The organism is Planococcus sp. CPCC 101016 (genome assembly GCF_007859295.1).
Lineage (GTDB): Bacteria > Bacillota > Bacilli > Bacillales_A > Planococcaceae > Planococcus.
Window position 1 is genome coordinate 123,737 of record NZ_VOHB01000006.1, and the last position, 20,142, is coordinate 143,878.

Annotated in this window: 21 protein-coding genes; 9 read left to right on the plus strand and 12 right to left on the minus strand. The window is 42.7% G+C overall.

Going from position 1 to position 20,142, the window contains the following annotated elements; genetic code table 11:
• Positions 1 to 151: 151 nt before the first annotated feature.
• The 6 genes from FQV26_RS17030 to lplA form a co-directional block, all read right to left on the minus strand.
• Entirely contained in the window at positions 152 to 1,705 is a 1,554-nt protein-coding gene (locus tag FQV26_RS17030) for a fatty acid--CoA ligase family protein (RefSeq protein WP_146559091.1), read from the minus strand.
• Between the two features lie 97 nt (positions 1,706 to 1,802).
• Entirely contained in the window at positions 1,803 to 3,740 is a 1,938-nt protein-coding gene (locus FQV26_RS17035; protein ID WP_146559093.1) for an ABC transporter permease, read from the minus strand.
• Positions 3,712 to 4,485 carry an ABC transporter ATP-binding protein gene (locus FQV26_RS17040; protein WP_146559095.1) on the minus strand — a complete coding sequence of 258 codons (774 nt, stop codon included), beginning with the start codon at positions 4,483 to 4,485 and terminating at the stop codon, positions 3,712 to 3,714. The genes FQV26_RS17035 and FQV26_RS17040 overlap by 29 nt, the downstream gene beginning before the upstream one ends.
• Entirely contained in the window at positions 4,388 to 5,491 is a 1,104-nt protein-coding gene (locus tag FQV26_RS17045) for a sensor histidine kinase (RefSeq protein ID WP_146559097.1), read from the minus strand. Before FQV26_RS17045 ends, FQV26_RS17040 begins: the two co-directional genes overlap by 98 nt.
• Positions 5,491 to 6,195 (minus strand): response regulator transcription factor, encoded by a 705-nt coding sequence (locus FQV26_RS17050; protein WP_146559099.1) that lies wholly within the window; start codon positions 6,193 to 6,195, stop codon positions 5,491 to 5,493. Before FQV26_RS17050 ends, FQV26_RS17045 begins: the two co-directional genes overlap by 1 nt.
• A 72-nt stretch (positions 6,196 to 6,267) precedes the next feature.
• Positions 6,268 to 7,260, minus strand: coding sequence for a lipoate--protein ligase (lplA, locus tag FQV26_RS17055; protein ID WP_146559101.1), 993 nt, complete (start codon positions 7,258 to 7,260; stop codon positions 6,268 to 6,270).
• 142 nt (positions 7,261 to 7,402) lie between these two features.
• Here lplA and yhfH point away from each other — a divergent pair, with 142 nt between their 5' ends.
• Positions 7,403 to 7,528 (plus strand): protein YhfH, encoded by a 126-nt coding sequence (gene yhfH / locus FQV26_RS17060; RefSeq protein ID WP_146559103.1) that lies wholly within the window; start codon positions 7,403 to 7,405, stop codon positions 7,526 to 7,528.
• Between the two features lie 293 nt (positions 7,529 to 7,821).
• On the opposite strand, the gene FQV26_RS17065 is transcribed toward yhfH, so the two are convergent.
• The 4 genes from FQV26_RS17065 to hemE are packed head-to-tail and all read right to left on the minus strand — an operon-like array spanning position 7,822 to position 11,757.
• Entirely contained in the window at positions 7,822 to 8,292 is a 471-nt protein-coding gene (locus FQV26_RS17065; protein ID WP_146559105.1) for a FixH family protein, read from the minus strand.
• On the minus strand, positions 8,289 to 9,728 hold the full coding sequence (gene hemY, locus FQV26_RS17070; protein WP_146559106.1) for a protoporphyrinogen oxidase: 1,440 nt from the start codon (positions 9,726 to 9,728) through the stop codon (positions 8,289 to 8,291). The genes FQV26_RS17065 and hemY overlap by 4 nt, the downstream gene beginning before the upstream one ends.
• Before the next feature lie 24 nt (positions 9,729 to 9,752).
• The gene (gene hemH, locus FQV26_RS17075) at positions 9,753 to 10,685 is read right to left on the minus strand and encodes a ferrochelatase (RefSeq protein WP_146559107.1); all 933 of its coding nucleotides are present in this window, start codon (positions 10,683 to 10,685) and stop codon (positions 9,753 to 9,755) included.
• Between the two features lie 25 nt (positions 10,686 to 10,710).
• The gene (gene hemE / locus FQV26_RS17080) at positions 10,711 to 11,757 is read right to left on the minus strand and encodes a uroporphyrinogen decarboxylase (protein WP_146559108.1); all 1,047 of its coding nucleotides are present in this window, start codon (positions 11,755 to 11,757) and stop codon (positions 10,711 to 10,713) included.
• A 213-nt stretch (positions 11,758 to 11,970) separates the two neighbouring features.
• Between hemE and FQV26_RS17085 the strand changes: the two genes are divergently transcribed.
• The 3 genes from FQV26_RS17085 (at position 11,971) to FQV26_RS17095 (ending at position 14,853) form a co-directional block, all read left to right on the plus strand.
• The gene (locus FQV26_RS17085; protein ID WP_146559109.1) at positions 11,971 to 12,483 is read left to right on the plus strand and encodes an antibiotic biosynthesis monooxygenase family protein; all 513 of its coding nucleotides are present in this window, start codon (positions 11,971 to 11,973) and stop codon (positions 12,481 to 12,483) included.
• A gap of 54 nt (positions 12,484 to 12,537) precedes the next feature.
• On the plus strand, positions 12,538 to 13,533 hold the full coding sequence (locus FQV26_RS17090; protein ID WP_146559110.1) for a sodium:calcium antiporter: 996 nt from the start codon (positions 12,538 to 12,540) through the stop codon (positions 13,531 to 13,533).
• Positions 13,534 to 13,683: 150 nt separating this feature from the next.
• On the plus strand, positions 13,684 to 14,853 hold the full coding sequence (locus FQV26_RS17095; RefSeq protein ID WP_146559111.1) for a M20 metallopeptidase family protein: 1,170 nt from the start codon (positions 13,684 to 13,686) through the stop codon (positions 14,851 to 14,853).
• A 46-nt stretch (positions 14,854 to 14,899) separates the two neighbouring features.
• Here FQV26_RS17095 and FQV26_RS17100 read toward each other — a convergent pair whose 3' ends face one another.
• A complete protein-coding gene (locus FQV26_RS17100; protein WP_146559112.1) occupies positions 14,900 to 16,102 on the minus strand; it encodes an ABC transporter permease in 1,203 nt (400 codons plus the stop codon).
• The gene (locus FQV26_RS17105) at positions 16,086 to 16,835 is read right to left on the minus strand and encodes an ABC transporter ATP-binding protein (RefSeq protein ID WP_146559113.1); all 750 of its coding nucleotides are present in this window, start codon (positions 16,833 to 16,835) and stop codon (positions 16,086 to 16,088) included. Before FQV26_RS17105 ends, FQV26_RS17100 begins: the two co-directional genes overlap by 17 nt.
• 109 nt (positions 16,836 to 16,944) lie before the next feature.
• Here FQV26_RS17105 and FQV26_RS17110 point away from each other — a divergent pair, with 109 nt between their 5' ends.
• The 5 genes from FQV26_RS17110 to FQV26_RS17130 all read left to right on the plus strand — a co-directional run bounded on the left by FQV26_RS17110 (position 16,945) and on the right by FQV26_RS17130 (position 20,105).
• Positions 16,945 to 17,376: an HIT family protein gene (locus tag FQV26_RS17110; RefSeq protein ID WP_146559115.1), complete on the plus strand. Its 432-nt coding sequence runs from the start codon at positions 16,945 to 16,947 to the stop codon at positions 17,374 to 17,376.
• Positions 17,377 to 17,480: 104 nt separating this feature from the next.
• The gene (locus tag FQV26_RS17115; RefSeq protein ID WP_146559117.1) at positions 17,481 to 18,011 is read left to right on the plus strand and encodes a tryptophan transporter; all 531 of its coding nucleotides are present in this window, start codon (positions 17,481 to 17,483) and stop codon (positions 18,009 to 18,011) included.
• Between the two features lie 126 nt (positions 18,012 to 18,137).
• A complete protein-coding gene (locus FQV26_RS17120; RefSeq protein ID WP_146559119.1) occupies positions 18,138 to 18,566 on the plus strand; it encodes a YtxH domain-containing protein in 429 nt (142 codons plus the stop codon).
• A gap of 328 nt (positions 18,567 to 18,894) precedes the next feature.
• Positions 18,895 to 19,458, plus strand: coding sequence for an HTH-type transcriptional regulator Hpr (locus FQV26_RS17125; protein WP_146559121.1), 564 nt, complete (start codon positions 18,895 to 18,897; stop codon positions 19,456 to 19,458).
• Between the two features lie 101 nt (positions 19,459 to 19,559).
• Positions 19,560 to 20,105 carry a DUF3267 domain-containing protein gene (locus FQV26_RS17130; RefSeq protein ID WP_146559123.1) on the plus strand — a complete coding sequence of 182 codons (546 nt, stop codon included), beginning with the start codon at positions 19,560 to 19,562 and terminating at the stop codon, positions 20,103 to 20,105.
• The last annotated feature ends 37 nt before the right edge of the window (positions 20,106 to 20,142 follow it).

Below are 20,142 nucleotides of genomic sequence, written 5' to 3' on the forward strand. Positions count from 1 at the left end.
TAAAAAATGTCAGTTTTTTCAATCAATTTCTAATAAGCACTACTATAAAAACAGATATGCTTTCTTCTTTAAGCACGAAAAGGCTCCGAGATAAATCTCGGAGCCTTTGCTCAACGATTGAAAAATAACTTTACATTTCCAGGTTAACAAATTACTTTTGCATTGCCTGGTCTTTCAACGACCGGCGCAATATCTTCCCAGTTGTATTTTTCGGTAATTCTTCTAAAATCTCAATCTGTTTCGGAACTTTATATTTTGCTAAATGCTCTGAACAATATGCCTTCAAGTTCTCTATTGAGACACTTTGATCTTTCAGCACTACATAGGCACTGACTTCCTCACCAAAATCCGGATCCGGCAAACCGACAACTGCTGCTTCTAAAATTGCTGGATGAGCGAATAATACTTCTTCGACTTCACGCGGATAGACATTGTATCCGCCTACGATGATCATGTCTTTTTTGCGGTCAACTATATAAAAATAGCCCTCTTCGTCGATTCGTGCCAAATCACCGGTATACAACCAACCATCACGAATTGCCACAGCCGTTTCTTCCGGCATCTTATAATATCCCTTCATGACATTCGGTCCACGAACAATCAATTCACCGACTTCATTCGGAGCCACTTCTTCACCTAATTCGTTGACGACTTTATTCTCGACATTGATGATCGATGTACCAATCGAACCCGCTTTCCGTTCACGATCGATTGGGTTGAAGCAAGTGACCGGTGAAGCTTCCGACAGGCCGTAGCCTTCAGAAATTCGAACATTAAATTTATCTTCGAAACTATGCAGCAAGGCAACCGGCATTGCCGAACCGCCGGAAACCGCCAAGCGGACAGAAGCGAAATCTGCAGGATCCACATCCGGCAACTGGTTCATAAAGTTGAACATTGTCGGTACACCTGCAAAGACGCTCGCTTTATGAGTTTTGATGGCATCGAATACCTCTTTCGGATTGAAGCGCGGCACCAGAATAATCGTAGCGCCTTGCAATAAAGGTGCGTTTACGACAACGGTCAACGCGAACACATGAAATACCGGCAAAGTGGCTATGACCCGGTCATTTTCACCAATCTGCAGGTATTCCCCTACATCACGAGCATTCGAGTAGAGATTCTGATGCGTCAGCATGGCTCCTTTCGGTTTTCCAGTAGTGCCGGACGTATATAAAATAACTGCATTATCATCTGCTTCGACTTCAGCAAATCCAGTATGCTCTTTTGACTTGCCAAGCAGGGTCGTAAATGAATGGACTTTGTCTTTCACTGCTTCAGGCAATTGTGCCATTTTCTCCAAAGCGGATGAATCTGTTTCGCAAATTACGTATGACTTTACTGCGGGTAGCGCTTTGTGAGCTTTTTCAATCAACGGAAGTAAAGCATCAAGTGCGACAACTACCTTAGCGTCACTATTGTTGACTATGTAAGCGATTTCATCTGGAGTATAAATTGGATTGATCGGAACTGCAGTAGCGCCTAAACGCATTGTGGCATATAAAGAAATCAAAAAATGTGGTGTGTTGCTCAAAAGAAATGCGACATGGTCCCCTTTTTCCACGCCTAACTCTACTAAAGATCCGGCAAAAGCAGCAACCGACTGATCGAATTCCATATAGCTTGTATCTTTCCCCATAAAGCTATATGCGACTCTAGAAGAATCCTGCTCAGCAATTTGATGAACACGTGTCATTAAATTCATTTCCATCCCTCTTTCGTGTTGAATGAATACTCATTCATATTTTTTGCTGTTTTCATTATAAAATAAATCTTCAGACAATACAACAGACACCGTAAAATTACGGTGCCTGAAGATGGGCGACATAGCGCCAGCGTATCAAGAAAAAATAGAGAATTTGTGCAACCGTAAAGCCGCCTAACACAATAGCCATTTCAATAAGAATTGATAGTTCGGCAAATTCCTCCCAAACTACTTGAAGCGATATAAAAGCAAAAGCACTGTGCAGCAATGCAAGGCCCCAAGGCAAAAAGAATTGAGGAATTAGTTGGCGATTGACAATTTTCCCAAGTTCCCTGTCTGTCATTCCTAAGCGAATTAGCAGTTTATACTGTTTTCGATCCCGTTCAAGCCCCGTATACAATTTAAAATAGATAAAACTTCCGGCTGCCAGAAGAAAGACAGCTGCTACCATGACCCCAATAAACAACAGCAATGCAAACGAAGATTTAAACCATCGGTAATCATCTCCTGGGTTTTCAAAGAAAAAATTCACCCCGCTGAAGTCTGCGTTTTCTACAGCTTCAGTTACTGTTTCAGTTAATTGATTGCCTATGTTGACCGTTTCTGTCCAATTTACTATGTCAAACGCATAATAGGAAAAGTCGGACCTTCCTTGTTCATACCCAAGAAGAGGCTCATCGATCGCTTCATAATCAGCATCGCTGACAACAATCGTATTGACGTTCAAGGTATGAGTTGGGAATACCACATGTGGATAAGTTGAGCGGATCGACAGAGAAACCTCACTCTCAAACAACACCGTATCGACACTGGTACTTTCCAGTTCCTTTAGAGAATCCAGTGAAAAAGGAACGAACAAACCTTCACCTTCCTGCAATTGCGCCGGTTCAAAATCAAGCGCACCGACTAAACGGTTGAATTCGGATAGCGATAAAATGTCGACATCGTTGCCAGTAGCTCCTGAAGTCTGGCGTTTGACCGTCAACTTTACCAGATCATAGGACAATTGTTCGTTTTCGAGTTGACTGGTCAGCCGTTCAATGTGTTCCGCTTCCTGTTCATTTCCATCGAATGAAATATAGACCAGCCCCAGTGGATTTGATTCACGGAAATCTCCTGTATAGGACATGAAAGAAGCCAAAGTTCCCACTGTCAAAAAGGCCACAGTTGAAACGATGGTAACAATAAAAAACATTTGTGCACTGTCTTTCAGTTTGACCGAAGCTTCAGCTAGTGACACCAACCGCGTCTTTTCCCAATAGACATTCTTTTTGCGTTTGTACAGCCGCAATAAGGAATGGAGCGTATGCGTAAAAAATAAATAGGTGCCGAAAGTGGCAAGTGGTGGAACGATAAAAATCATTTGATAGACGGTCTGGTCTGACACAGTAGCAGCAAACGTGTAGGCGATAACCAAAAAGACAATGCCCATAATAGACAATACGGTCGAAGATTTCGTTTCTTCTTCCACTTTCCAAAAGCCCTGCAGCAAATCGACAATTCGTTTTGTCCGAATAAAACCGACACTGACGAAAGAAATAATGACGAACAGGCTGGCAAATGCCGCAATTGTCAGCAGAAACGGTTCCCATGAGACATATAGCGGCAAAGTCTCCAACTCCATGATTTCCCGCCCGATCATGAAAAAGAATTTAGAAAAAGCAAACCCGAATATGATGCCTGTCACAGTTGAAACGGTACCAATAATCAGCATTTCAAAAAAAATTAGTTTGTTCAATTGCTTTTTTGTCATTCCTAAATGCATCAATACCCCAAATTCCTTCGAACGAGCCTGTAAAAAGGCGCTCATCGAATAAAACAGGAAAAACAGCGTAAAAATATACAGGACAACTTCTGCGATGAGCATGCCGCGTATAGCAAGCAGCCGTAACCCATCCTCTTCAAACGCCGGATGAAAAATGAACATGGAGTAGACGAAAAATACCATGACTGAAAATACACTGGCCAAAAAGAAAGCCGCGTAGTTTCTTCGGTTGCGGACAACGTTATGGTAAGCGAGTTGCCGAAAGGTCATTCACGGATCCCCCCAGCAGCGACAGCACATTTAATATCCGTTGATAAAATGTCTGGCGCCGTTCATCGCCATAAATTTCATTGAAAAATTCCCCATCTTTGATGAAAAGAACACGGTCGCAATAACTCGCTGCAATCGGATCATGTGTCACCATAATGATTGTAGTCTCACTTTCATTGGCAGCATTCGATAAAATTTCAAGGACGTCACGCGAAGATTTGGAATCTAAGTTCCCGGTCGGTTCGTCAGCAAGAATAAGCGCCGGCTGGTGGATCAGGGCACGGCCAATCGCAGTCCGCTGAGCTTCCCCGCCGGAAATCTCATTCGGCTTTTTATGAAGGATCGATGTCAGCCCCAGGCGTTTTGCAATAACAAGCACCCGTCTCGCCATTTCGTCGACAGGTACATAATCAAGTGTCAAAGGCAATACCAGATTTTCTTCAACGGTCAGCATCTGCAGCAAATTAAAGTCCTGGAAAACAAACCCCAATTCCCTTCTGCGAAATAAAGCCAGTTCATTTTTGTCCAATAAATGAGGATTGGTGCCATCAATCAAAATTTCTCCCGAAGTCAGCGAGTCAATAGTTGATATTAAGTTCAGCAGCGTCGTTTTTCCACTGCCGGATGGGCCCATTACAGCAAGAAATTCACCTTTTTCCACTGTGAAGCTCAGCTGGCTGACCGCCCGGTGAGTCACTTTGCCCTCGTATACTTTTGTCACTTCGTCGATTTTCACTACTGTCATCATTTTCCTCCTGTGTTGCAAGCTCTTGGTTGAAAAACAGTACAGAGACAATCGTCCCTTCTCCTTGAACTGAAGAAATCGACAGTTCGTGGCCTAGTTTCCTGCACACTTCTTTTGCCAGAAATAATCCCATTCCTGTAGATTCTCCAGTCTTCCTTCCATTTTCTCCAGTAAAAAACGGTTTGGTTACACGCGGCAAATCAGATGAAGGGATTCCGATTCCCTCATCTCTAATCGTAAGAAGCGTGTTGCCATTTAAACATTCAGTCGCAATCATCACTTTTTTATTTGGTTCGAACGTATACTTGACTGCATTCGTCAAAAATTGACCGATGATAAACTTCATCCATTTGTGATCAGTCGCTACCGTGTGCTCTTCCCCAATTGAAATTTCCGGATAAACACGTTTGGAAATAAATAGCCGCTTATTTTCTGTCGCCACTTCGCTGACTAAAGAGCGTAAATTAATCTGTTCAATCTGCATATCCTGTTCAAATGTATCCAACCGCGCATTCATCAATACCGTATCCAACCCGGCTTTCAGCCGATCCATTTCTTCACGGACACTATTTTTGTCCAATTCCTGCTCTTCCTGAAGCAGCAAATGCATCACCGATAAAGGCGTTTTCATCTGGTGTACCCATTGATTCATAAACTGAAGATGGCGGTTTTGAGAAGCATAAAGAGATTGCACTTCATGCTGATACAACCGATACAATTTCTGCAAATAGATTTCGTTCTGAATCTGCTCAGGCGACTTCCCTTCACGCTGAAGCACATGTTCCATGTTTTGTGGCGTCGATAATATCCGCTGATAGTACTGATAGCGTTTAGCAAAGCGGGCCGTCAAGAACGTCAGGACCAATACACTGCTGATCACGAATGAATAGATGGCTGTATCTACATTGCGGAAGCCGTCCAACCAATACAGCAGCATAATGAACGCCACTAGCACGATTTGGAAGACAATGAAAGCCGCATGCTCTTTCAAAAATAAGCGCAGCATCAGGCTTCCTCCTCATGAAGCAGCAGGCGGTATCCTGCTCCTCTAACAGTTTCAATAACGGACCGCACACCGTAATCAGAAAGCTTTTTTCGAACCCTCGTCATATTGACATTGAGCGTGTTTTCATCCACGAATGCTTGATCATCCCACAGTTCCTCGAGGAGCTGTTCGCGCGATACCACTTTAGGGTAATTGGTTAGCAGAAGTTCCAGGATCGTGCATTCTTTTTTCTGCAGTGGAATAGCTTCTGCCTTTACATGCAACTCCATCCGCTCCATGAACAATACGATTCGCCCTGCTTTGATCGAACGCTCTTCCTGTTTCGGTGCATATTCACCATAAGCTCTGCGCAAATGGCTTCTTATTTTTGCAAGGACGATTTCGTAATGGAAAGGTTTCGTAATAAAATCATCTCCGCCATTTTCCAGCGCGAAGACCTGGTCCATTTCCCCTGAACGAGCAGAAATAAATAAGATCGGACAAGTGGTTTGCTGCCTAAGTTGGCGGCACCAATAATAACCATCATAAGAAGGTAAGTTAATATCAAGCAAAATCAAATGGGGATCAAAAGCTTCGAATTCTTCGATGATCTGATCAAAATCTTTTGCGGTTTCTACTTCGTAATGGTATTTCCGTAAGGTTTCTGCCAATAACTCCGCAATTTTCAAATCATCTTCTACAATGAAGATCCGTTGAACAGCCACAATGATTCCCCCTTTCCTTTTTCTTTCCATTTTAACAAAAGAGCCTGCATAAATGCAGGCTCTAGAGAATTCTTAATAAATTAATTTTAAAAACTCTTCCGTCGTAATGCCGCCAAGAAGTTTCGGAACATCGATGCCTGCAATTGCCTCATCTAAAGAAGCACGCTCGTATTTCGAACCGATAATCGCCTGTTCGACTTCGGACACATCACCGACACCGAAAAAGTCTCCATAAATATGGGCATCTTGTACAATGCCTTTTTCAACCTGTAAACGAACATCTATGCCGCCAACAGGGAAACGATGAGAATGCTTAATGTTGAACTTAGGCGACTTGCCATAATTCCAATCCCAATTGCCGTAGCGTTCTTTCGACAACTCGTGAATGTTTTTCCAATCTTCATCTGTCAGTTCATAATAGCGGACATTTTCTTCACCTTCGAAAATGGAATGCAAGATTGCATTTCGGAATTCTGTAACAGTCATCGGCTCTTTTAAGAATTCAGAAATATTGGCTACACGGCTGCGAATAGACTTGATGCCTTTCGACTCTATTTTCTCTTTGCTGACCTTCAGTGCCGATACTACTTCATCCATTTCTGTATCAAACAACAAGGTGCCATGGCTGAACATGCGTCCTCTTGTTGCAAATTGCGCGTTGCCCGATATTTTCCGGCCTTCCGCCATCAGATCATTGCGCCCTGAGAGTTCTGCATTTACACCCAGGCTCTGAAGCGCTTTTACTACAGGTTCAGTAAACTTACGGAAATTGCGGAAGCTATTGCCGTCATCCACTGTGATAAAGCTGTAATTCAAATTTCCAAGATCATGATAAACCGCTCCGCCTCCGGATAAACGGCGTACTACATGAATGCCGTTGGAATCTACATAATCTGTATTGATTTCTTCAGAAGTGTTTTGGTTTTTGCCAATGATGATTGAAGGTTCGTTAATATAGAACAGAAGAAATGGATCCTTCTCAACATCCATCGTTTTCAACAGATATTCTTCAATGGCCAAGTTGATGCGTGGGTCTGTAATGTCTTTATTATCTACGAAATACATAATCTCTCTCCTTTTGGCTGCGTTCCTGCTTTCAGTTTAACGGATTTTTCAAATAAATTCACGGTTTAGGGTTGACTAATCGAAACTGTTATAATACACTGTTTTAAACACCAACAGTACTATAACAAAGGAGATGGAAGTTATGATTGAAAACGTAGTTGAATTTTTCAAGAACTTGCCCCCGAAACAGTGCGCGTCTTGTGGAGAAAAAATGGAAGAGCAGCATGAATGTTATGGTACTAAATGCGAATCATGCGATAACTTATAAGATCAACTAAAACATACTTATAAAAAAACGAAGCAGCCTTTTCCAGCGCTGCTTCGTTTTTTAGTGCTTTATCAAGGTACCCTAGCTAAATAACGAATTAAAAAATCTAGAAACACCAATTTTTCAACTAGAAAACTAGATCACAGATAGAATTAGTCGTCCTTACTTCTTCATTGCCCTGTACTATAACACTTGTAAAAGCGCGCACATCTTTCACAACTTGTTTGTAAATCTTATCTACTATTATTTAAGCAACGGAGGCACCGCCTAAGCGGTGCCTCCGTTGCTCTGTATCAATGGCCAGAATGGTCTTCCATCTTGTCCATGCCCTGTGAATCGTCGCTGTCATCCGGAACAATGGATTCTGGATCTGGGTTGCCGACCGTGATTTCCTGTTTCGGCATAACATGAAGGCTTCGGGCAGTAGTATGCGCCTGCATATAATACAATCCCTCTTCTTCAAAGCTTGTTTCTGCTTCATAAACCCCATCTTCTGTATGTTCAGCTGGAATCATTTCACTATTATCACGGTCTCCTGATTCCCATACTTCATAGACGACTTCATCCGCATCTTCCACCGCTTCGTCTCCTTGAGTTAAAGTAACTGACAACAAAATTTCTTCAGCCGGGTCAGCTTGCTGCTCGGTGTTGAACTCCACCATCACTTCTTGAATCGGTTCTCCTGCTCCAGGAGAAGCGGATTGTTCTGATCCACACGCTCCAAGCAATAAAAATGGCAATCCCAGCCACACAAATTTCTTCATTGTTCATTTCCCTCCACGCTGAGTAACTCAGCAGTAAATCGTTCGATCAATTGATTGGCAGCCGCCTTCCCCTGATCGACACAAGCGGGCAATCCAAATCCTTCAAAAGACCCTCCCGCTATTTGCACCATCGGCAGTGCTTCATGAAGTTCTTTTTTAGCCTCAGCCACCCGTCCATCGTGTCCTACTAGATATTGAGGCATCGCTTCTTTCATACGGGAAACTACGGTAAATTCTGGTTTTCCCTCTACGCCCAGTAACTTTTGCAGATCCTCTAAAACAGCTTTAACGATTTCGCCATCAGATAATTCTACGACCGCTTCATCCCCAACTCGGCCAATAAAAGACCGATAGAGAATTTTTCCAGGAGGCATTAAACTTGGCCATTTCAAATGAGCTGCTGAACATGCTGTGATGGTTAAATCACTGTTGCGGGCTGCTACAAATCCCATACAGTCCCTAGCTGGAGTTACAGCATCTTCCGAAAAAGCGATTGATACCGTCGCAATGGATGTGGAAGGCATGTCTTTCATGCCTTTCAACAATCCTAAAGATTCAAATATCGGCATCAGTTTGGAATGCGGCAATGCGAAAATCACACCGTCCGCCGTTATGGAGGCATTATTGTTCAATTGCAGGTTAACCTGGGTTTGCTGCTGCACCAATTTTTCAACCTTAACGCCTTTAAGGATGGTACAATTCGCAAGCTCTTTTTCCAATGTATGTACCAATGTTTCAAGTCCACCCGTAAATGTTTGAAACATGCCTTCTGTTTCAGTATCAAATGCACGGTATTCCGAGACTTGGTTTTTCTTTAAGCCGCGTATCAAACTGCGGTACTGCTGTTCAGTTTCCAACAGTTCAGGAAACGTTGCTTTTAAGCTTAAACGGTCAATATCTCCGGCAAAAACACCAGAGAACAGAGGTTCAATTAAATTCTCAACCAACTCATTGCCAAACCTGCGCTTTAGAAACTTGCCAAGCGGCTGATCTTCAGCAGTAGTCGATATGGGTAAAACGAAATCCCCCATTGCCCGAAATTTCCCGAACCAGGAGCTGATGCCTGAAGTGAGGAAGGAACCAAAATTTGTCGGCACCCCCATAACCGATCCAGCCGGCATCGGATACAATTGATTTTCGACTGCCACATGGGTCTTGCCGGGAGCACTTTTAACCAATTGGCTTTCAATTCCTAAGTCTACAGCCAGCTGCTGAACGCTGTTTTTTCGTGAGACAAACGAATCCGGACCACGCTCAATTACAAAACCATCTTTTTGCAAAGTCTGGATTTTCCCGCCAAGACGATGGGCTACTTCAATCAATGTGATTTCAATGTCCAAACCTTGCTCAACTGCTTGTTTTTGTAAATAGTATGCCGCTGACAGCCCTGTAATGCCACCACCCACGACAACCACTTTATGCGTCTGTACGGCCACGTTTAATCCTCACTTTCGACTGGTTTATTTTTCTTTCAACTTTCTCAATACCACATCAGCTAAGCCATCGATGAACAACGGCTGCACGTTCGGCATTTCTGGACGGCGGTAATCTGCACCAATTTCGTCGCATACCACTTTACATTCGTAATCATTATCGAAAAGAACTTCCAAATGATCCGCAACAAAGCCAACTGGCGTGTATACGAATGATGTGTAGCCTTTTTGTTCATATAAATCACGCGTCAAATCTTGAACATCTGGTCCAATCCAAGGTTCTCCTGTTTGTCCAGCACTCTGCCAGCCAATTTCCACATTTTCAACACCAGTAGCCTGTTGGATTATTTCAGCTGTTTCTTTCAATTGATCCGGGTAAGGATCGCCGTTTGCAATGATTTTCTCAGGCAATGAATGGGCAGAAACAATCAGGCAAGATTTTGCCCGTTCTTCTTCTGACATTTCAGCGAATGAAGCACTTACTTTTTCGCTCCAATATTGGATGAATTTCGGCTCCGTGTACCAACTTTCAACCGATGTTAATGAGATGCCTGCTTTTTCAGCAGCTTCTGCTGCACGTCCATTATATGACTTCACAGAGAAAGTAGAGAAATGCGGCGCAAGAACAATTGAAATTGCTTCCGTAATTCCGTCTTTTCTCATTTCTTCAACGCCATCTTCGACGAAGGGCTCGATATGTTTCAAGCCGAGATACATTTTAAATTCAATTTCATCCTGAACTTCATTCAAACGCTCACATAGACCATTGGCTTGATCTTTTGTGATTTTTGCCAGTGGCGAAAGTCCACCGATTGCTTTGTAACGGCTGCGCAGGTCTTCCAAGCTTTCTTCGCTTGGCTTGCGGCCGCGGCGTATATGTGTGTAATAACGTTCAATATCGTCTTCTGAGTATGGCGTTCCATATGCCATTACCAATAATCCCATTGTCTTCTTCAACATAATCACCTCAAAATAAATTTTCTTGTTATTTTAATTTGCTTTTATGAGCAGTGCTGTACTCGTGTACAAATGAAGTCAACCGTTTTAATGTATCCGGATTGACTTCAGGGAAGACTCCGTGGCCCAGATTAAAAATATAGCCATCGCTTTGCATGCCCATATCCAAAATTTTTCTCGCCCGTTCTTCAATTACCGGCCAGTCTGCCAATAAATAAGACGGATCGAAATTGCCTTGAAGGGACTTCGTCAATCCCATTGAACGTGCTTCAGAAATCGGCAGGCGCCAATCTAGTCCTACTACGTCTACAGGGAGTTCATGCCATTCTTTTGCCAAATGGCTTGCCCCGACACCAAAAATCGTCAAAGGTACACCTTCTGTACGGAGTTCAGCGAAAATGCGATCCATCACCGGTTTGATGAAGATACGGTAATCTTCCACATTCAAGGCACCAACCCATGAATCAAAAATTTGGATAGCTTTTGCGCCTGCTTTGATTTGTGCTTTTACGTATGGGATGATGGTGTCTGCCAGCTTGTCCATCAAGGCAAACCACATCACCGGTTCTGATACCATCATTGCTTTGGTTTTGTTATAGCTTTTCGAAGGGCCGCCTTCAATCATGTAACTGGCTAAAGTGAACGGTGCACCGGAAAATCCAATCAATGGCACATTCAATTGCTCTTGCGTCAACAAGCGAATCGTATCAAGTACATAATCAACGTCCTGTTCAGGATTGATTTCACCCAGACGTTCGATGTCTGCCATGCTGCGGATCGGGTTAGCGATGACAGGACCGATTCCTGACTTGATCTTTACGTCAACTCCGATTGCAGGCAACGGCGTAACGATGTCTTTATAGAGAATCGCTGCGTCGTTGTTGTACTGATCTACAGGAAGCTTGGTCACGTATGCGCATAGTTCCGGCTGATGCGTGATTTCTTCCAAAGAATATTTTTCTTTAATTTTACGGTATTCCGGCTGCGAACGTCCAGCTTGCCTCATGTACCATACCGGTACATGGTCCGTTTTTTCTCCTCGCGCTGCGCGAAGATATGTGTCGTTAAATATCATGAATTTTTCATCCCTTCGGTCTTCTGCTCTGCTGTTTATCTTCCTATATCCGTCTATACTATAGACGCTCCGCCCTTTATTGTATAGATTCCCAGCGTAATTGTCATAAATTAGACGCTTATCCTTTCACTTGATTGACAATACCTGTTTCATGTAGATTTCTAGAGGGAAGGATATATAGAAGCATTCTTTATTAATTAGGAGGGGTTATTAGTGAATTTCTATATGACAACTGGAACTTATGATTACATGAAAAAAATGCGTGACAAGCACCCAGAGGAAACAATGGTTCTTATGCAAGGGGAAAATACCACTTTGATGATTCACGAATCAGAAGGGAAAACAATTTTTCAAACACCGCGACGTTATGAAGTGGTAGATGGTACAGGCGAACTCAAGGAAAAAGGCTTTTTTGTCTTCAACAATGTACCCGTTTCAGACGAAGGCCGCCCTGTTTTCGAACACCGCTTTAAAAACCGTGCAGGTGCCATTGAGAACGAACCAGGATATATTGCATTCCGCGTCCTGCGACCGCTCGATTCGGATACGTATGTTATCCTTACCGAATGGGAGTCTCCTGCTTTCTATGAAAAATGGAAAGAATCGCAGGCATTTGCACAAGCCCATTCTGCAAAACCCGAAAGCCCTGCCGGTGCGCAGCGTCCGAATATTTTTTCGGGAGTCTCTTATATCAGTACCTATCGAGCAAAACCTGAAGAAGAATAATAGCTCCAAATCATGTATACATGGTCTGAGCACACTTGAAGAGGAGGAAATTTCTTGGTTTTCGTTATTTTCATATTAGCAGCTGCACTCACTGTATTCGCATCCATCAAGCTTTCCCAATACGCTGATGTCATCAGTTCAAAAACAGCAATGGGCGGGATGATGGTTGGTACACTGTTGCTAGCAGGAGCCACTTCCCTACCGGAAGTCTCTACCAGTTTCTCGGCAGCAGCTATCGGTAATGCCGACATCGCTGTAGGAAACATGATCGGTTCAAACCTTTTTAATTTGTTTATCCTTGCAGGGTTCGATTTTTTACTTAGAAGACGACGGATTTTGAACCGGGCTTCCCGCGACAATATTTATACTTCTCTTCTTGGTATTTTATTGACTGTCTTGGTGATTTTGTCACTTTGGCTTCGTCTGGACACACAAATCCTAGGCGTCGGTCTTGATGCGCTCGTCATTGCGGTTACATATATCGTAGGTATGATCGTCATCAACAAATTGCCAACACTGGATCCAGAAGCAGAAGCAATCGTAGAGTCGGAAGAAGAGCCTGAAAATCCGAGTGCTTCATTATCGCCGAAAGCTGCGATTGTCCGTTTCATCGTTGCGGCTTTGGTTATTCTGGCAGCGGGTACCGCATTGTCTATTACAGGGGATCAAATTGCCATAATAACCGGCATTGGTTCCAGCTTTATTGGCAGTTTCCTGATTGCAGCAGCCACTTCCCTTCCGGAAGCCATTTCTGTCTTTGTCGCGTTGCGTTTGAGCAACGTCAATATGGCGGTAGGAGCAATTCTAGGAAGCAATATCTTCAATATGATCATCTTGGCTTTGTCAGACCCTGTTTATACTGCTGGCCCTATCATGTTGGACGTTTCTGGAGCGAATATGATTATCGCTGTAGGTGTTCTGATCATGTCATTGCTGGCCTTGTATTCTCTATACCGGAAAAAAAGTGCTTCCGTATTTTCTTACGCATTGCCATCGTTGATTATTTTAATCGTATACTTTGCAGCATCTTATATGAATTTCACTTACTAAGAAAACACAAGAAGGCGTGGCCAAACTCCCTAAATCCGGATTGGCTACGCTTTTTTTGCCTCGAACTTGATGCAGCGGCTAAATGATCCGCTGCTTTTTAAAAAGACTGATAATTATGCTATGCTTATTAGAAAGAAAGGGGTTTTGAAAATGATCGAAAAATTATACGCTGAGTTGGATGCTGCATTCCCAGAGATGGTGGAGATTCGTCGTTACTTACATATGAATCCGGAGCCCTCCTTTCATGAAATCAAAACAGCCCGCTACATACGCCATTATTATGAACAATTAGGTGTTGATGTAGAGCATAGTGTTGGTGGAAATGGTGTAGTCGCTACAATTCAAGGCGCCAAACCTGGAAAGACCGTTGCATTACGCGCTGACTTTGATGCGTTGCCGATACAGGACCAAAAAGAAGACGTACCTTACAAATCAACTGTCAACGGAGTCATGCACGCTTGCGGACACGACGGTCATACAGCCACCTTGCTGGTACTTGGAAAAGCCTTGCATGCGCTGCGTGAAGAGTTGACTGGAACTTATGTATTGATCCATCAGCATGCAGAAGAGCTTGTTCCCGGCGGCGCGAAATCGATGATTGAAGCAGGTGTGCTGGAGGGGGTCGATGCTATATTCGGCACTCACCTATGGTCGACTACACCGTTTGGCAGAATTGATACGCGTGTTGGTCCGATTATGGCTGCTGCAGATAGCTTTGAACTTAAAGTCCAGGGACGGGGCGGCCATGGCGCCAGTCCTCATGAAACAATCGACGCCGTTGTAATCGGTTCGCAGATCGTCTCAAATCTACAGCCTTTAGTGTCAAGACGCGTTGATCCGTTGGAATCTGCAGTTCTCTCTGTCGGTTCATTCGTAGCACAGAATCCATTTAATATTATTGCCGACCAAGCTGTGCTGTCCGGAACAGTTCGTTCGTTCAAGGAAGATGTACGCAATTTGATGGAGTCAGAGATGAAGCGTGTAATTGAAGGAACTAGTATGGCTAACAACAGCCGCTACGAATTTAATTATAAACGCGGCTATCCGCCTGTAATCAATCACGAAACAGAAACCCTGTACATTAAAGATATTGCAGAAACGGTTCCAGGTGTGGAAGAAGTCTATGATTGCCCACCCCAAATGGGGGGAGAGGATTTTGCTTATTACCTGGAAGAAATTCCAGGAGCCTTCTTCTTTACAGGAGCGATGCCTGAAGGAGATGTCTATCCTCACCATCATCCAAAGTTCAACTTTAAAGAAGAAGCCATGCTGGTCGCTGCTAAAACACTCGGCTCGGCTGCTGTCAATTTTCATAAATAAAAAAACAAGCCCGGCATCTCTTCTTCAGATGGATGCCGGGCTTGTTTTAGTTCTTTTTGCTTTTTAGTACGATCGCAGTGATTAAAGAGACAGCTAGAATGACGACAAAAGTCAGCAATGCCGTAACGGGCTCTCCTAAGAACAGTAAGACAACCGCAGCTGCCACACTTTGCAGCAGCTGCATCGCCATAATGAGTTTACGGACTGCCAATTGTCTGCTGAACTTAGTCAACGGAAACAAATTGTCCATCCGAAAATGCTGTGCATGTGTCAGTCCCTGCCAGATTTGAATTACTGTCGCGAATGCCAATGCCCCCGCAAACAATGCAACACCGATTTGGAACGGGATAAACCACGTCCCCACCATGATGATGGCAGTCAATCGTACCCATAGGTAGAACAATTCGTCTGAGCGGATAAATGTTCTTAGAATAAGATACAAATGAGCGTTTCTTGGACCTGGTTTAATAAACCGGTAAATCCAATTCAACCAGGACCTGGCTTTTATTTTTCCCTTCAGATGAGGAACATCAGTAAAATAATTGGCAAATTGGTAAAAGCGCAGCATCCGATTTTCTTCAAGTGAAATGAAGTGATCATAAGCGAAAGGCTTACCAGTCGCTTTACGTGCAATCCATTTTCCGTAAAAGATGATAATGAATAGCACAAGAACAGCGATGATCAACTGTTCTTCCACATAAAAGTAAACGAATAATGCAATCAATAGAAAACGCACTAGTCGATCTACCCAAACTTTCTCTCCTGCTCCTTGCTTTCGAAAAGCGAATTCCGTCTGGATATTCCACCATTTGATCAGCAGCAGCAAAATTGGAAAACCGATCAAATAGGACGACGGCAGTCCATAGATTGCGTTAACCATCGGCAGCGAAACAATAAAGACTACGAGCGGCAAATACAGTTGGGAAAGAAACGACCATTTCAATGCCGGTTTTAAAAATTCATCTAATTGGCTTTCTAAAGGCAAAAAATACACGGAATCCGCTTCTTTCAACAAAGTCGATGGCGGACTGATGGCCAGAAGTAAGCCGAACAGCCCTGCCAACAGCAAAGCTGCCGGAAATTCAGGCGGGATATCCTGGATCCATTCACTGTAAGCAAATCCTGCAGCACCAAGTACGAATAGCAATACAACCGCGATATGACCAGTGAAAATGTATTTTAAGTAGTTTTGGACTTCGATTGTGTACTTGTGTAATCTTCTCGACCAGACATCATGCAAATTCTTCATTTTGCTCATCCTCGGTCATCGCAATATACAAATCGTCCAGTGAAGCATCAGGCATATTGAACGCCTTCCTCAAATCAGCCATTGTTCCGCTTGCACGCACACGTCCGTTATGAAGCAGAATAATTCGGTCGCAATAGCGCTCAGCTGTAGACAGAATATGCGTGGACATCAATACCGATGCACCTTTTTTCTTTTGCTTTTCCATTTGATCCAACAAGGATTTTATACCCAAAGGATCCAAACCAACAAACGGCTCATCGATAATATAAAGAGTGGGATTCACTAGGAACGCACTCATGATCATCACTTTTTGGCGCATCCCTTTTGAGAAATGTGACGGGAACCACTTTAGGCGTTTCTCCATCCGGAACTCTTTCAACAGTTCAGCAGAACGTTTTTCAAATAGCTTTGGATCCAAATTATAGGCCATCGCAGTCAATTCAAGATGTTCTCTCAACGTCAGCTCTTCATATAAGACCGGTGTTTCCGGAATGTAGGAAAAAGCCGAACGGTAAGTGTCCATATCCTCTTCAAAGGTCTTGCCATTCAAACGGATCTGTCCCGATTTCGGCTGCATCAATCCGATAATGTGTTTAATGGTGGTACTTTTTCCTGCACCATTCAAGCCGATCAGACCGACAAGCTCCCCTTTGCCTATCGAGAACGACACTTCCTGTAGAACGGGTTTGCGTGTATATCCACCCGTCAATTCCTCAACTTCCAAAATAGCCATGCACAACACCTCTTTCTTTCTATTAAACTATTGTATCAAAACTAACTGTCGAATTCTTTTCGGATATGGCAAATATGGTAAAATGGGAAAAATGGAAAGGATGATACCAATGACAAATTGTATTTTCTGCAAAATCGTTGCAGGCGAGATCCCGAGCGTGAAAATTTATGAAGATGAATTCGTATTTGCTTTTATGGATATTATGCCCTTGTCAAAAGGCCATACTTTACTTATCCCTAAAACACACCGTGAATTTGTTTATGACTTAGCACCTGAAGAAGCGGCCAATCTGTTTTCCGTGGCACCCAAAATCGCGAAAGCGATCAATGATACGTTCCAGCCTGAAGGCATGAACTTGCTGAACAACAACGGCGCCAAAGCCGGTCAAAGCGTCTTTCATTTCCATATGCACTTTATACCTCGCTACGGTGAAAATGACGGGTTTGGCGCTAAATGGATGACTAAAGAAAAAGAATTTACTTCCGAACGGATTCAGGAACTTGCAGAAAGCGTCAGAGACAAGTTAACCGCTGATGCTTGATTTTCTATAACAGACAAGATAGAATCAGAATAAGTTTTTCGCCGGCGGTCATGAGGACACGACCGGGAAAAAGTAAATAGCATAGAGCTGAGGAGAGATGAGAAATGAATACGAAGAATTTGGTTTTAATGGCGTTGCTGGTCAGCGTCGGAGCTACACTTTATGTGGTGATTCCAGGCATTAACGGTGGGATGAAACCGGATTTCATGTTAACCATGATGTTTGTCGGTATTCTGTTGTACCCAAATGTAAAAAATGTGTTTTTATTGGCGGTCACGACGGGTGTCTTATCGGGTCTGTTTTCTACGTTCCCAGGCGGATTTTTCCCAAATGTCATCGATAAATTCATTACAGCTTTTGTTTTCCTGGCGCTGGTTATGATTTTGAAAAAATTCGTTTCCAAATTGCCTGTTACCATCGCCCTTTGTGCAGTCGGTACTTTATTGTCGGGCGCGATTTTCCTTACTGTAGCAATCTTTATCATTGGCGCCAACATTCCTTTCGGCCTGTTGATTGTCACGGTGGTTTTGCCTGCAGTAGTGATGAATGGAGTCGCTTTCGCTTTTATTTATCCGATTGTTATTAAATTGGTAAAGCGTTCAAAGTTCGAAACCGCGGTTTCACAAACCGCATAAAACGTAAGCTTTTCGTCTTAATTTTGGCGAAAAGCTTTTTTTTAATTGAATAGTCATTCATCTTTATGTTTTAATTAGGTAAAATAGAGGAAAAGAAGCTTATAGGAAGAAAGGGGCGTTTTGTTTATGAAAGCATCGAGGTTTTTCTTAGGACTTGCTACAGGGTTGACAGCAGGAGCTGCGGCCGCTCTATTCTCTGCTCCACAATCAGGAGAAGAATTTCGTACAAACATGAAATCGACTTCAGCTGAATGGAAAGAATATTTAAATGAACTAAAAGAAAAAGTAAACAATTTAAAGGAATCTGTTAATCATCTGACAGAGGAAGCGAAATCACAGCTGCCTGAAGCAGTTGATGGATTGAAGGCTTCACTTGAAACCTGGACGGAGAGCACTGCTCCCGCTAAAGAACATCTTCAGCTCGAGATTATGGCGATTCAAAATTCCATTGAAGAATTACAGAACACCATCAGCAAAAACAAAAAAGACGATGACGATGACAATGATCATAAGCCCAAAAAAGAAAAAGTCGACGATGATACACAAAGCGCATAAACAGCTGCTGCCTTCGGGCAGCTTTTTTTATTGATTCAGTTTAGTACCACGGCTTCGATTCAAAGCACTCTACAAATGATAAAGCCGATAGATTGATGTTTTGAAAAAGCTTATTGCATCCTAATCTCTCCGGAGTGCTCTAGCGTTTTATCGATAACAGCTTTGGGGCCCATCTTTTATAATCTTGCTTTTCGCATATGAGCACTTCCCTCCCAGATCTATTCGTTACTTTTATTTTTCCTGTAAATTATTTTACTATTCTTACTTTAATTACGTTTGCTTTACTGCTATAATAAAGAAAATATTTCGGAGGAAAGTTGGTGCTTGCGTGAACGAGAAGGAATATACCATGAAAGAAGCTATGCTGTTTAGCCAACGCATCGGTCAATTATCAAAAGCGCTTTGGAAAGCGGTAGAAAAAGATTGGCAAATGTGGATAAAACCTTATGACTTGAATATTAATGAGCACCATATTCTTTGGATCTCCTACCACTTAAAAGGAGCTTCCATCTCAGATGTGGCCAAATTCGGTGTGATGCATGTCTCAACCGCTTTTAATTTTTCAAAAAAATTAGAGGAACGTGAGTTATTGTCTTTTTCAAAACGTGATACCGATAAGCGGAATACTTACGTGCAATTGACTGAAAAAGGCGAGAAGCTTATGCAAGAAATGATTGAAAATTATCATAAAACTCCACATTCCGTAATCGATGGTTCCCTTCCTTTACGAGAGCTCTACGGAAAGTTCCCTGAATTCATGGACATCATGGCTGTAATCCGGAATATTTACGGAGACGATTTTATGGAAATTTTCGAAGCTTCTTTTAAAAATATCGAGAACAAATTTAGTGAAGAAAATCATGTCATTATGCACCAAGAAAGCCAGCAATAATCAGCAGCTTGCAAAATTTAAATTATGGTTGCATTTCCTTATAAATCATTGTATTGTATGTATCGAATCAAAAATGAATTTATTAAATAGGGGATGCACACATGCACTGCTGGAAAACAATTAATGTAAAAAAACAATACGGGTTTGACCGGCTTTTCATGATATCGGCGCTTTTCGGAATCGCTGTTTTTATGGCCTCTTACATTGGGCTTGCGATTGCCTATGCCACTCCTTTATCTGATCAGTATTTTCTATTTTTCATATTAGGAGTACTGGCCATTTATCCAATCCATAAAATCCTGCATTTTTTGCCGATGATCGGCTGCCACAGATCGTTGAAGCTGATCGTCCGAAAACAGATGAAGGTTTGCCCGTCCATTTTGTTGCATATAAATGAACCGGTTCCCAAACTACGTTTTCTTTTATCACTGGCAACGCCTTTTTTGGTGCTGAATACATTAATTGTCATATTAAGCATCCTGATGCCTGCCTTCAGCCATTATTTCGCTATGCTTCTAGCTTATCATTGTGCCTTATGCCTGACAGACATCATCTACCTTCGCAATTTAGCGCGTTCACCCAAGTATGCGTTAATAGAAGAAACGGAAACCGGATTTGAAATTCTTGTACCTCCAGTAGTTGGCTGATTCCTGCTTTTTCTTCCTGTCTTTGTTATACTAGGAA